The 13133-nt window shown below is 61.3% G+C and carries 12 protein-coding genes; 10 read left to right on the top strand and 2 right to left on the bottom strand.

Features of this window, described 5'->3' with window-relative positions; genetic code table 11:
• The first annotated feature begins 41 nt into the window (after positions 1 to 41).
• The 10 genes from JXQ94_RS15605 to JXQ94_RS15650 all read left to right on the top strand — a co-directional run bounded on the left by JXQ94_RS15605 (position 42) and on the right by JXQ94_RS15650 (position 12119).
• Positions 42 to 470, top strand: a complete 429-nt coding sequence (locus JXQ94_RS15605; RefSeq protein ID WP_421924699.1) for a hypothetical protein — start codon at positions 42 to 44, stop codon at positions 468 to 470.
• An 83-nt stretch (positions 471 to 553) separates the two neighbouring features.
• Positions 554 to 1927, top strand: a complete 1374-nt coding sequence (locus tag JXQ94_RS15610; RefSeq protein ID WP_421924700.1) for a hypothetical protein — start codon at positions 554 to 556, stop codon at positions 1925 to 1927.
• 101 nt (positions 1928 to 2028) lie between these two features.
• On the top strand, positions 2029 to 3228 hold the full coding sequence (gene sucC, locus JXQ94_RS15615; protein WP_421924701.1) for an ADP-forming succinate--CoA ligase subunit beta: 1200 nt from the start codon (positions 2029 to 2031) through the stop codon (positions 3226 to 3228).
• Positions 3228 to 4136: a succinate--CoA ligase subunit alpha gene (gene sucD, locus JXQ94_RS15620; RefSeq protein ID WP_421924702.1), complete on the top strand. Its 909-nt coding sequence runs from the start codon at positions 3228 to 3230 to the stop codon at positions 4134 to 4136. Before sucC ends, sucD begins: the two co-directional genes overlap by 1 nt.
• Before the next feature lie 189 nt (positions 4137 to 4325).
• Positions 4326 to 7310 carry a 2-oxoglutarate dehydrogenase E1 component gene (locus JXQ94_RS15625; RefSeq protein WP_421924703.1) on the top strand — a complete coding sequence of 995 codons (2985 nt, stop codon included), beginning with the start codon at positions 4326 to 4328 and terminating at the stop codon, positions 7308 to 7310.
• A gap of 36 nt (positions 7311 to 7346) precedes the next feature.
• The gene (odhB, locus tag JXQ94_RS15630; RefSeq protein WP_421924704.1) at positions 7347 to 8897 is read left to right on the top strand and encodes a 2-oxoglutarate dehydrogenase complex dihydrolipoyllysine-residue succinyltransferase; all 1551 of its coding nucleotides are present in this window, start codon (positions 7347 to 7349) and stop codon (positions 8895 to 8897) included.
• A gap of 10 nt (positions 8898 to 8907) precedes the next feature.
• Complete coding sequence (locus JXQ94_RS15635) at positions 8908 to 9354, top strand: hypothetical protein (protein ID WP_421924705.1); 447 nt, start codon at positions 8908 to 8910, stop codon at positions 9352 to 9354.
• Positions 9355 to 9408: 54 nt separating this feature from the next.
• On the top strand, positions 9409 to 9867 hold the full coding sequence (locus tag JXQ94_RS15640) for a hypothetical protein (protein ID WP_421924706.1): 459 nt from the start codon (positions 9409 to 9411) through the stop codon (positions 9865 to 9867).
• A gap of 99 nt (positions 9868 to 9966) precedes the next feature.
• The gene (gene lpdA / locus JXQ94_RS15645; protein ID WP_421924707.1) at positions 9967 to 11367 is read left to right on the top strand and encodes a dihydrolipoyl dehydrogenase; all 1401 of its coding nucleotides are present in this window, start codon (positions 9967 to 9969) and stop codon (positions 11365 to 11367) included.
• Between the two features lie 203 nt (positions 11368 to 11570).
• Complete coding sequence (locus JXQ94_RS15650) at positions 11571 to 12119, top strand: GNAT family N-acetyltransferase (RefSeq protein WP_421924708.1); 549 nt, start codon at positions 11571 to 11573, stop codon at positions 12117 to 12119.
• A gap of 20 nt (positions 12120 to 12139) precedes the next feature.
• Here JXQ94_RS15650 and JXQ94_RS15655 read toward each other — a convergent pair whose 3' ends face one another.
• Together JXQ94_RS15655 and JXQ94_RS15660 are read right to left on the bottom strand one after the other, a co-directional pair.
• Positions 12140 to 12439 (bottom strand): winged helix-turn-helix domain-containing protein, encoded by a 300-nt coding sequence (locus tag JXQ94_RS15655; protein WP_421924709.1) that lies wholly within the window; start codon positions 12437 to 12439, stop codon positions 12140 to 12142.
• Positions 12440 to 13054 carry a hypothetical protein gene (locus JXQ94_RS15660; protein ID WP_421924710.1) on the bottom strand — a complete coding sequence of 205 codons (615 nt, stop codon included), beginning with the start codon at positions 13052 to 13054 and terminating at the stop codon, positions 12440 to 12442.
• Positions 13055 to 13133 lie beyond the last annotated feature (79 nt).

The following is a 13133-nucleotide window of genomic DNA, read 5'->3' on the forward strand; positions in this document are numbered from 1 at the left end:
GTCATCCGGAGGGGCGGGTGATGTGAGCACCGGGGGGTGGGATGGAGACCAGCGATCAGCCGGCGCGTGCCGAGCGTTTTCTGCCGGACTGGATTGTCGGCGGGGTTGTTCGGCTGTCCGTGGTCCCGGGATTGTGGGCCTGGGCGCGGGCGAATGCAGATGCGTGGCCGGGGGTCATGCCGGACATGGTGGCGGCCGCGACAGTTTGGAATGTCCCGCTCATTTCCGCCGCCCAGACCGCGCAGATCGCGGTATGGGGTGCCCATTTGATCGCCTTCATGCTGACCATTGGTTTCCTGACCCGACTGGTCGGCCTCACCCTTTTGATGGCGTGCGCCATTTACGCCTTTTGGGTGCTGCCTGAGGCATGGACGTCGGTGGCCGTATTTGCCGCGATTGGCTTCTATCTTTTCGCGCGCGGCGGCGGCGGCCTGTCCATTGATGGGGCGATTGTCGCGACATTGCGCTGAAACGGCAGCGGAACTTACACAATTGCAAGACATATGGAGGCAGACTGGACGTCTCGGGAGCTCCCGACACGAATGGTCAATGCATGCCACCTGAATTACGCCAGAAACTGAAACAGGCCCTTGCCGGACGACAATCCGTTGATATGGGGCAGTTCCAGTTTCTCAATCTGGAGCGCGTGCGGGCTCGCGCGGGTGCGCAATGGCCGCGACTGCGCGACAAGGTCTACGAGACATCGACACAATTCATCGAGCGCCGCATCGGCCCGGAAGACGTGATGATCCGCGTTCAGGGTGGATTTTTGATCATTTTCCGGGCCTCGGATGTCGAGGCCTCCCAGGAGATGGTCGATGCGATCGCCGGCGAGCTCAATACCTTTTTCCTGGGGGAAATGGGTCTTGATGAGGTGAAGGCCGAGGCCGAGGCGCGCAATGTGCCAACGGTGGAGCTGCTCGATATTGTGGCTCGCGCCCAGCTTGATGAGCTGGAGAAGCCGGTTGATGATCCAGATGTGCCCGCCCCCGCCGGTCCGCCCGCGCTGGAGGTTCCTTGGCAATCCGTGCCGACACAGTCTCGCGATGACGACGGCAAGACCCGCTGGGTGGAGGCGCCGAAGCCGGTCGATCAAGCCAAGTCCGCCATAGTCTCGAAGCCGGCGGCTCGCCAGCGCGATCAGTCCGTCGGCTGGGATGATTTCATTTTCATGCCGACCTGGGACAGTCGCAAAGCCTTCGTCAGCCATCATCTCTGTGTTGCCCGAAAATCGGTTGGCGGTGGTGCCCGATACGGACGCGATACCCTGTCCGGCGCGCCGGATCGCGAGGCCCACCGTAAGCTGGATCGGGCGACCGCGCTCGCGGCCCAGCGGGGCTTTCAAAAGGCTCGGGCGGCCGGACATGCCAGCATGATCATCGTGCCGGTTCACTATGACAGCCTGTCCTCCATTTCCCGACGGATGGAGTATTTCAGCATTCTTCAGCCGATACCCGAGGCGGCTCGCCGCTTTTTCCAGTTGCGCATTGACGGGGTGCCGGACGGTGCACCCATGGCGCAATTGCAGGAAGTGTGTCGGTCGATGAAGCATTTCGGATCCTATGTCCTGGTGCATCACCGATTTGGCCATCCCGGACTCGATCGATTCGAAAGCTGTGGCATCGGAATATTCAGCGCCGATACGCCGCCGCGGTTCAATGATGACGGGGCGGGAGACAAGGAGCTCATGACCTGTGTGGAATGGGTCACGACCGCTCAGGCGATGACAGCGGAAACCGCATTGCTGGACGTCGAAAATACCGCTCTCTTGGAGGCGGCCATGTCGGCGGGCATCCGGTACTTCTCAGGTCCGGCCATTGCGCCGGACGTCGATGTGCCGGGCGCTCCGCGCCGACTGTCCCTGTCGAGCATTCTCGTACCACCCGCCGAAGCGGGGCAAGCTGACGACACCTTCGAGATTGACTGACAATTAGCCGCCGCGAGTGCGTTGCACCGCAGCAGCCCAGTGCTATAAGGCGAGTCCATTCTGGCCGTTTTGTCGCTTTCTTCCTCCCGCGAGGCCCATTCATGAATATCCACGAACACCAGGCGAAAGCCGTACTGAAATCCTTCGGCGCTCCAGTCGCTGACGGTGTCGCTATTTTCTCAGCCGAAGAGGCTGCCGCGGCGGCCGATCAACTGCCCGGTCCGCTCTGGGTGGTGAAATCCCAAATCCACGCCGGCGGGCGCGGCAAGGGCAAGTTCAAGGAACTTGGGCCCGACGCCAAGGGCGGTGTCCGTCTTGCCTTCTCCAAGGAAGATGTGATCGCCAATGCCAAGGAAATGCTGGGAAATACGCTGGTCACGCACCAGACCGGCCCGGACGGCAAGCAGGTCAATCGCCTCTATATCGAGGACGGGGCCGACATTTCTACCGAGCTCTATTGCTCGCTTCTGGTGAACCGCGAAACCGGCCAGGTCGCTTTTGTCGTCTCCACCGAGGGCGGCATGGATATCGAGGAAGTCGCGGCGGAAACACCGGAAAAAATCCAGACCATCGATATCGACCCGGCCACCGGCGTCACCGATGGTTCTGCCGCTGCTGTCTGCGACGCGTTGAAGCTGGACGGTCAGGCGCGCGAGGACATGATGGGTCTGGCGAAGATCCTCTATACGGCCTTCTGCGAGAAGGACATGTCGATGCTGGAGATCAATCCGCTCATCGTCATGGACAATGGCCATGTGCGCGTTCTCGACGCCAAGGTCTCCTTTGACGGCAATGCCCTCTTCCGTCACCCGGACATCATGGAGCTCCGTGACACGACCGAGGAAGACGCCAAGGAAATCGAGGCCTCCAAATACGACCTCGCCTATGTCGCCCTCGATGGTGATATCGGCTGCATGGTCAATGGTGCCGGTCTCGCCATGGCGACGATGGACATCATCAAGCTCTACGGCGCCGAGCCGGCCAACTTCCTCGATGTTGGCGGTGGCGCCACGACCGAGAAAGTCACGGCAGCTTTCAAGATCATCACCGCCGACCCGAACGTCAAAGGCATTCTGGTCAACATCTTCGGCGGCATCATGCGCTGCGACGTGATCGCCGAGGGTGTGGTCACCGCGGTCAAGGATGTCGGCCTGCAGGTCCCGCTCGTGGTTCGCCTTGAGGGTACGAATGTCGCCAAGGGCAAATCGATCATCAATGAAAGCGGTCTCAACGTGATCGCCGCCGATGATCTCGACGACGCTGCCCAGAAAATTGTCGCCGCCGTGAAGGAGGCCAACTGATGTCGATCATCGTAGACAAGAATACCAAGGTCATCGTCCAGGGCCTGACCGGCAAGACGGGGACCTTCCATACCGAGCAGGCGCTCGAATACTATGGCACCAAGATGGTCGCCGGCGTGCACCCGAAAAAGGGTGGCGAGAGCTGGTCGGCCGGTGTTGACGGCGCGGCGACGCTGCCGATCTTCGCCTCGGTCGGTGAAGCCAAGGAGGCCACCGGTGCCGACGCCTCCGTGATCTATGTCCCGCCGGCCGGCGCCGGTGCGGCGATCATCGAGGCCATCGATGCCGAAATCCCGTTCATCGTCTGCATCACCGAAGGCATTCCGGTGATGGACATGGTCAAGGTCAAGGATCGCCTCGACAAGTCGAACTCCATGCTGCTGGGTCCGAACTGCCCGGGCATCCTGACGCCGGAAGAGTGCAAGATCGGCATCATGCCGGGCTCGATCTTCAAGAAGGGCTCCGTCGGCGTGGTTTCGCGTTCGGGTACGCTGACCTATGAAGCGGTCTTCCAGACTTCCCAGGTCGGCCTCGGCCAGACCACGGCAGTCGGCATTGGTGGTGACCCGGTCAAGGGCACCGAATTCATCGACGTGCTGGAGAAATTCCTCGCCGACGACGAGACCCAGTCGATCATCATGATCGGCGAGATCGGTGGCTCGGCCGAGGAGGATGCGGCGCAATTCCTGGCCGATGAAGCCAAAAAGGGACGCTCCAAGCCGACCGTCGGCTTCATCGCCGGTCGCACGGCGCCTCCGGGTCGGACGATGGGCCATGCCGGCGCCATCGTGTCGGGCGGCAAGGGCGGCGCGGAAGACAAGATTGGGGCCATGGAAGCGGCCGGGATCACGGTCTCTCCGAGCCCGGCGCGCCTTGGCACGACCCTCGCGGAAGTCCTCAAGGGCTGACTGCTGCCGTCATGGCAGAAACAACAAGCCGCGCTCCGGGTCTCCGGGGCGCGGTTTTGTTTTGTCACCATCTTGGCAGCAGACCCGCGCCAATCCCTTTCGTGACGCGCCTGAAAAGCATAGAGGGTTGGTTAACCGACACGGTTTAACCCCATCCAGACACACTCCTGACTCAGGCCTCCCCCCAATATGTCTGACCAAAGCCGCTCCCAAGATAATCAGAACTTCCTGGATACCTCATTCCTCCAGGGCGCCAACGCCGTCTATCTCGAACAGATGGCAGCTGCGTACGCCTCGGATCCGAATTCGGTGCCGCCCAGCTGGAAAGCCTTCTTTGCCGCCATGGGCGACGCGCCAGGTGAGAGCTCGCATGCCGCTCGTGGTCCTGCTTGGAAGCGCGCCGACTGGCCGCGCCAGGCGAATGGCGAAATGGTTTCGGCCCTGGGCGATATCGGGCCCGACGAGGGCGCAATGGTCGACAAGGTCGCCGACCATGTCGCGGCCACCAATCCCGGCGCCAGTGCGGATGATGTCCGCAAGGCGACCCAGTCCTCGATTCGCGCGATCATGATGATCCGGGCCTACCGCATGCGTGGCCACCTGGCTGCCGATCTCGATCCGCTGGGGCTGACCGATTTCGGTTATCAGGCAGAGCTCGACCCGGCGACCTATGGGTTCACAGGTGCGGCGCTCGACGAAGAGGTCTTCATCGACGGCTATCTCGGTCTCGAAACCGCAACCCCACGCGTGATGCTCGACATCCTCAAGCGGACCTATTGCGGTCCGGTCGGCGTCGAGTTCATGCACATCTCGAATCCCGAAGAGAAATCCTGGTTGCAGGAGCGCTTCGAGGGGCCGGACAAGGACATCTCCTTCACCCGTGAAGGCAAGATCGCGATCCTGTCAAAGCTGATTGAATGCGAACGGTTCGAGCAATTCCTGCACAAGAGATATCCGGGCACCAAGCGTTTCGGCGTCGATGGTGGTGAGAGCATGGTTCCGGCGCTGGAGCAGATCATCAAGCGCGGCGGCTCGATGGGTGTCGAAGATGTGATCATTGGCATGCCGCACCGCGGCCGGCTCAATGTTCTCGCCTCGGTCATGGGCAAGCCTTACCACCAGATCTTTCACGAGTTCCAGGGCGGCAACACGCAAGGCGAGGATGAATTCGGCTCGGGCGATGTCAAATACCATCTCGGAGCGTCCTCCGACCGTGAATTTGATGGCAACAAGGTCCACCTTTCGCTGACCGCCAACCCGTCGCATCTCGAAGCCGTCGACCCGGTTGTCCTGGGCAAGGCGCGCGCCAAACAGGAAGAAAACTGCCGCAAGAAAGCCGGTACGCCACGTTCCAGCGTTCTGCCTCTGCTTTTGCACGGTGATGCGGCTTTTGCGGGCCAGGGTATCGTCACCGAGTGTCTCGGCCTGTCGGGTCTGCGCGGGCACCGCACGGCCGGCGCGATCCATTTCATCGTCAACAACCAGATCGGCTTTACCACCGACCCCAAGGACAGCCGCTCCAGCCCGTATTGCTCGGATGTGGCGCTGATGGTCCAGGCGCCGATCTTCCACGTCAATGGCGACGATCCTGAAGCCGTGACCCACGCCACCCGCATGGCGACGGAATACCGTCAGCTGTTCGGCAAGGACGTGGTCATCGACATGATCTGCTACCGCCGCTACGGCCACAATGAAGGTGACGACCCCACATTCACCCAGCCGATCATGTACCGCATCATCAAGGACATGCCGCCGGTCAAAAAGAAGTATCAGGACCGGCTCCTGGCCGAAGGCGTGCTCACCGCTGCCGAGGCCGAGGCGATCGAGAATGATTTCGATACCTTCCTTGAAAAGGAATTCAACGCCGGCAAGGATTTCGAGCCCAAGAAGGCTGACTGGCTCGACGGTCGCTGGTCCGGACTTGGCCTGGCCGAGGGCGATGACCGCCGTGGCGAAACATCCGCGACCACCGAGAGTCTGATGACCGTCGGTATGGCGATGACCGAAGTGCCTGACGGCATCAATATCCACCGCACGCTCAAGCGCGTCATTGGTAGCCGGCGCGAGGCCATCGAGACGGGTACAGGGATTGACTGGGCGACCGCCGAGCACCTCGCCTTCGGAACGCTGTTGGCTGAGGGTTTCCCGGTGCGTCTGTCCGGGCAGGATTGTGGCCGTGGCACGTTCTCGCAGCGCCATTCGCACATCATCGACCAGCAAACCGCCGAGAAATACACGCCGCTCAATCACCTGACGCCGGACCAGAAGAAGTATGAGGTCATCGACTCCATGCTGTCTGAAGAGGCTGTGCTTGGGTTCGAGTATGGCTTTTCGCTGTCGGCGCCGAACACGCTGGTGATGTGGGAGGCCCAGTTTGGCGACTTCACCAATGGTGCCCAGGTCATCATCGACCAGTTCATCTCCTCTGGTGAACGCAAATGGTTGCGCATGTCCGGTCTGACGATGTTGCTGCCGCATGGCTATGAAGGGCAGGGGCCCGAGCATTCGTCCGCGCGTCCCGAGCGGTTCCTGCAGCTGTGTGCGGAAGACAATATGCAGGTCGCCAATTGCTCGACGCCGGCCAATTACTTCCACATCCTGCGGCGTCAGATTCACCGCAATTTCCGTACGCCGCTGGTGATCATGACGCCGAAAAGCCTGCTGCGTCACAAGCGTTGCGTCTCGCAGTTGGCTGCGATGGGCCCGGGCTCGTCCTTCCACCGCGTGCTCTGGGATGATGCGGATGAGGCGTCGCGGCCGGAAGGCGAGATCCGCCAGACCACGGTGAATCTGAAATCGGATGCGGAAATCCGCCGTGTCGTGCTGTGTACCGGCAAGGTCTATTACGATCTGCTGGAAGAGCGTGAAAAACGGGGCACGGACGACGTCTACCTGATGCGTGTCGAGCAGCTTTACCCCTTCCCTTACAAGGCGCTGATCGCCGAGCTCGCGCGTTTCCCGAACGCCGAGATCGTCTGGTGCCAGGAAGAGCCTCGCAATATGGGCTACTGGACCTTTGTCGAGCCCAATATCGAATACGTACTGGGCAAGATCGACGGCAAGGCCGAGCGTCCGCGTTATGTCGGCCGTACGCCGACTGCGTCGACGGCGACCGGTATCGCCTCAAAGCATAAGCAACAACAGGATGCCCTGGTCGATGAAGCCCTCTCCTAGGGCACGACCAACTTCTTTGAAGGAAAGACGAGAGACATGACCGATATCACCGTGCCGCAGCTGGGCGAAAGCGTCACCGAAGCCACCGTGGGCAGTTGGATGGTCAAGGCCGGCGATGCCGTCTCGAGGGACGACGTTCTGGTTGAACTCGAGACCGACAAGGTTGCGGTGGAAGTTCGAGCTGACGCTGATGGCGTGATGGGCGAGATCCTCGCGAATGAAGGCGATAACGTCGAAATCGGGGCCAAGCTGGCTGTTCTGGAAACCGGCGGTGGACCGGCTCCGGCCGCTGAGAAGGCGCCCGCTGAGGAGATTGCCGCTCCGGTCGAGGATGCGCCGACGGAGGCCGCTCACACGGAAGTCATTCCAGCCGCGTCGGGCGCTGCTGTTGAAGCGACTGTTCCGCAAATGGGCGAGAGCGTCACCGAGGGCACAATTGGTTCCTGGCTGGTCAAGGCCGGCGATACGGTCGAGATCGATCAGGCTCTGGTCGAAATCGAGACTGACAAAGTCGCGGTTGAAGTTCCTTCGCCGGTTGCCGGCATGGTTTCTGACCTGCTGGTCGATGAAGGCGACACGGTCTCGCCGGGCGATGCGGTCGCCCGGATCAGCGAAGGCGTCGCGGCGGCGGCCTCCAGCCCGACAGAGATACCGGATACCAAGTCAGGCCAAGGCGACGACAAGGCGGCCATGCCGTCCGCAGCCCGCGTGATTGAGGAAAACAAGCTCGACGCCGCCACTATCGTCGGCACCGGGAATGATGGACGGATCACCAAAGGCGATGCGCTCAAGGCGGCCGCGGCACCGAAGCCTGCGGCGCCAGCTCCGGCAGCAGCGCCGGCTCGTGCCCCGACCCCCGCTCCGGCAGCTTCGCCACGCGAAACCGGCCCGCGTGAAGAACGTGTTCGCATGACCCGGCTGCGTCAGACCATCGCCAAGCGCCTGAAGGATGCCCAGAACGCGGCGGCGATCCTGACCACCTACAATGAGGCCGACATGTCGGCCATCATGGCGGCACGCAAGACGCATCAGGAAGCCTTCGTGGCCAAGCACGGGGTCAAGCTCGGTTTCATGAGCTTCTTCGTGAAGGCCTGCTGTCACGCGCTCAAGGAAGTCCCGGCAGTGAATGCAGAGATTGATGGCGCTGACATCATCTACAAGAATTACTACGACATGGGCGTTGCCGTTGGTACGGATCGCGGCCTCGTGGTTCCGGTTGTGCGCGATGCCGACCAGATGTCGTTGGCGGAGATCGAGAAGGAAATCATTCGCCTCGGCAAGCGGGCCCGCGACGGCAAGCTCTCCATTGATGAGATGCAAGGCGCAACCTTCACCATCTCGAATGGCGGTGTGTATGGCTCACTGATGTCCATGCCGATACTCAACGCGCCGCAGTCCGGCATTCTGGGGATGCACAAAATCCAGGAACGCCCGATGGCCGAGAATGGCCAGGTCGTCATCAAGCCGATGATGTATCTCGCCCTGTCCTATGATCACCGTATCGTCGACGGCAAGGAAGCGGTGACCTATCTCGTCCGCGTCAAAGAGAATCTCGAAGATCCTCAGCGCATGCTGTTTGATCTGTAGGCGACAGCTCATGCCGCTGCTCCGATATGTCCTTGTCGTGCTGGCGGTCTTGCGGGGTATGTACGGGCTGCGGTCGCCGATTGCCGGGTTTCTGCATCAGGCCGGAGTCGAGGGGCAGCTTGGTTATTCGGTGACAATCACGCGGATGCTCGCCGAGACCGGCTGGGCATTGTCGGTGTTGTCTCTGGCGCTGCAACTCGGTTACTTCCTGGTCGCTTGGGCTATTTGGACCAATGCGCGTCGGCTACTCTGGTTGGCATTGGCGGTTTATCTGGTCGATCAGGCGATGTGGATCGGGTTCAGCGTCCGGCCTGAGGATGTGGCGGCCCACCAGCAGGAGCGGGTCGACCAGGCTTTTGACCCGGAAATGCTGGGCTGGATCCTGTTCACGCTCGAAACGCTGATCGCTGCCGGGGCGCTCGCGCTTGGAATCCGGCACGGGTCGGAGAGGGTTTGATGAGCGAGGCCGTGGTCTCGTGACGCGGTGCGATCCGCCATAAGGGGCTTTGATGTGACGGCAAATCTGTTTCTGCTCGCAGCAAGATGGGTGCTCGTCCTTGCAATCGGCGCCTGGGCTTACAACCAGCTATCGTCGGCGGCCAATGTCCTTGCAATCAAGTTTGGAGACGCGGTCTCGGCCGGTATAGACCCAAGCCTGATCATAATCGTTGAGGCGATGGGCCCTTTTCTGGTCGTGCTCACGGTTGCCAACGCATTTTGCTATGCTGCGAGCACGATCTTGCTGGCCGCGCGTTTCTCGGCGGCTTTGCCCGTCTACGCGGCGGCCGTTGTCTTTGATCTGACGGGATGGGTGGTCTATTCGTCTGATTCTAATTACGATTTTTGGGCTGCGTCCACACCGGCTCCGGCGGACTGGATTGCAAATAGCCTGCTATTGGCCGGGCTGATTGTCATGATCATTTTGCGCCAGGCCGGTGCCATCCCGAGGCATATGATACAGAACCGCTGAACAGCTGCCGCGGCGGCGTTTTACCCTCTTACAAGCTGGCCCCTGCCGGGGCATATAGGACCAACAAGCCGCAACGGCGGCGAGCAGAGCGAGGCGAGCATGTCCGACACGTATGATATTGTAATCATTGGCGGCGGCCCGGGTGGCTATAACTGCGCGATCCGCGCTGGACAGCTTGGACTGAAAGTGGCGTGCGTCGAGATGCGCGGCACACTTGGCGGCACCTGCCTCAATGTTGGCTGCATACCTTCCAAAGCCCTGTTGCACGCGTCTGAAATGTTTGATGTCGCGCGGACTGGGTTTGCCGGACTCGGGATCAAAACAGGCAATGTCGAACTCGACCTTGATACGATGCTGGGTCAGAAGGACGAGGCGGTAGATGGCCTCACCAAGGGGATCGAATTCCTTTTCAAGAAAAACGGTGTCGAGTATATCCGCGGCCGCGGCCGGATTGCCGGGCCGGGCCAGGTTGAGGTCGAATCCGAGGGTAGCCGCCATACCCTGGAAACGCGCAATATCGTGATAGCCACTGGGTCTGAAGTCACCCCGCTTCCGGGCGTAGAGATCGACGAGAAGCGTGTGGTTTCCTCGACCGGCGCCCTGTCGCTAGAAGCCGTCCCGGGTAAGCTCGTCCTGATCGGCGCCGGCGTGATCGGGCTGGAACTCGGCTCGGTTTGGCGTCGCCTCGGGGCAGACGTCACCGTGGTCGAGTATCTCGACCGCATTCTTCCCGGAATGGACAGCGAATTGGCCAAGACCGCCCAGCGGACCTTTGCGAAACAGGGCATGGACTTCAAGCTTGGTACCAAGGTGACTGGAGTCGACACGTCTGGCGAGACGCTTGCGGTGACGCTGGAGCCGGCTGCCGGTGGCGAGGCCGAAACGATTGAGGCGGACACCGTCCTCGTCTGTATCGGCCGCCGCCCCTACACTGACGGGTTGGGTCTTGAGACCGTGGGAATCGAGACCGATCAGCGCGGCTTCATCGCGCACGATCACTATCGGACCACGGCCGAGAATGTCTGGGTTGTGGGCGACTGCACGCACGGCCCGATGCTGGCGCACAAGGCTGAAGACGAGGGCGTTGCCTGTGCCGAGCGGATCGCCGGCAAGGCGGGGCATGTGAATTACAACGTCATACCGGGTGTCGTGTACACGGCGCCGGAGATCGCTTCGGTTGGCAAGACCGAAGACGAGCTCAAGTCGGAAGGCCGGAAGTACAAGAAGGGGAAATTCCCTTTCCAGGCCAATTCCCGGGCGCGGACCAATCATGCCACTGACGGATTTGTGAAAATCCTCGCCGATGCGGAAACCGATGAAATCCTCGGCGCGCACATGATCGGCGCCAATGTTGGCGAGATGATCGCGGAAGTCTGCCTGGCGATGGAATTCCGGGCCGCGTCCGAGGATATTGCGCGCACCTGTCATCCACACCCGACCTTGACGGAGGCGGTCCGCCAGGCGGCTATGGGTGTCGAGGGCTGGACGATGCAGTCCTGATCACACGTTCGGGTTCGATTGACGCGAATTGTTTCACGCTGATGTCGTACAAGTCCGCTCTCTCCGTGGTAGGCTTCAGCGCGTCGCTGTGAGCGGCCAAAGGGTTTGTCCAAAGCTGGTCGGACCCGGCGGTGCGCGTTAAGAGAGTTGTGTGGCCGGTGTGCCGCATGCGTCTGTTCAAGTCTGGGTCAGGGTTAACTTTGATGCCGAAGCCGATCGAAATCGCTTCGCCGCGCTTGCGGCTGGTTGCGCTGAATGCCGAACTCGCCGCGCTTCAGCTTGAGGATCGCCTGGCGTTTTTCAAAGCCTTGGGCGTCGATCCCGAACCAAGCTGGCCGCCGGAACTCATGGATCTGGCGACCATGGAATGGACGCGCGACCAGCTCGCGGCGCATCCCGGGGAGTCCGGCTGGTATTCCTGGGTCTATATTTCGCCGGTCATGAACCGATTGCTTGGTACGGGCGGGTTCAAGGGGGCACCGGACGCGAACGGCATTGTCGAGATCGGTTACTCCATGCTGATCTCCTACCGTGAGCAGGGTCTGGCGACCGAAGGTGTCGTGGCCCTGTTGGATTGGGCCTATGCGCATGAGCGGGTCAAATCGGTTGTCGCCCATACCCGCGATGATCGTGACGCGTCGCACCGGGTGCTCGAGAAGGCGGGCTTCGTTCAGGGCGAAACACGCCAGGAGCCGGATGAGGGCTTTGACGTGATTGCCTGGCACCATACCCCCAATCGGCAAGCGGCCTGACCTCCGTCAGGCTCGGGTTTTCAAGGTTGAATCAGGTTTTTGAGCTGGTCCAGATAGGCAATCCAGGCGGCGCGCCCGGGCTTGGTCAGTGAGGCCCGGGTCTGGGGTTTGCGGTCAACGAAGCTTTTCTCGATCGCGACATAACCCGCTTCCTCCAATTTGCGCAGATGTACCGACAAATTCCCGTCGGAGGCGCCGGTTTGGGTTTTGATCTCGGTGAAGCTGGCATCCCGTGTTGCCGACAGAAAGGCCATCACAGCAAGCCGAAGCTTGCCGTGAATGACATCGTCCAGAGCGTTGGCGTCGAAATCGTCCGGCATTCACACGGCCTCCGCTGCAGGCTCTCCGCGCAGGAGAACAAGCCCCGGGACGATGGCCAGAATGCCGACGGCCGCTGCCGCGAACAGGTAGAGGCTGTGCGTTCCGACCAGAAGCAGGCCGGCGCCGCTGAACAACCAGGCCAGGATGGCCATCCCCTGCATCCAGCGCGCGCCGCCCAACTGGGCGCTGACATTGAATGACATTCCATAGCCGGCGAAGGCCACCAGGGGGATGGTGTCAAACAGGATCGCATGGCCCCGACCGAGGAAGGCGGCGACCACGGCGCCGATTGCATAGGCAGCCACCATCCAGGTGACGCCGCGCCAGGCGGCGGCTTCGCCGCGATTATTCACCGCACCTGTGCCGGGCTTGTTCCGCAAGGTGCGCCCCAGGAGGCTGGAACCGATCAGACCGATTATCCCGTAGGCCAGCCAGACCAGACCGACATATTGGGTCGGGATGGCGATTGTTCCGGTGATGATGCTCCAGTGAGCAAGGAGTGCCGGCGCGGCCAGCCCGCCCCACCAGATGAAAAAACGTCCGCTGAGGGAAGGCGCATATTGTCCGCTGGCGGCGACGTCGCGCAGGTATTCGAGGTCGGATTGTTCGTTCATAACGATCTCCCAAGTTCTTTGAAAAATAAAGTACAGGGATTGCCTGCGTCCGGCAAGGGGATTGGGCGCGCGATATTCC

Origin of the sequence: Maricaulis maris (assembly GCF_049116555.1) — a bacterium.
Taxonomy (GTDB): domain Bacteria; phylum Pseudomonadota; class Alphaproteobacteria; order Caulobacterales; family Maricaulaceae; genus Maricaulis; species Maricaulis maris_C.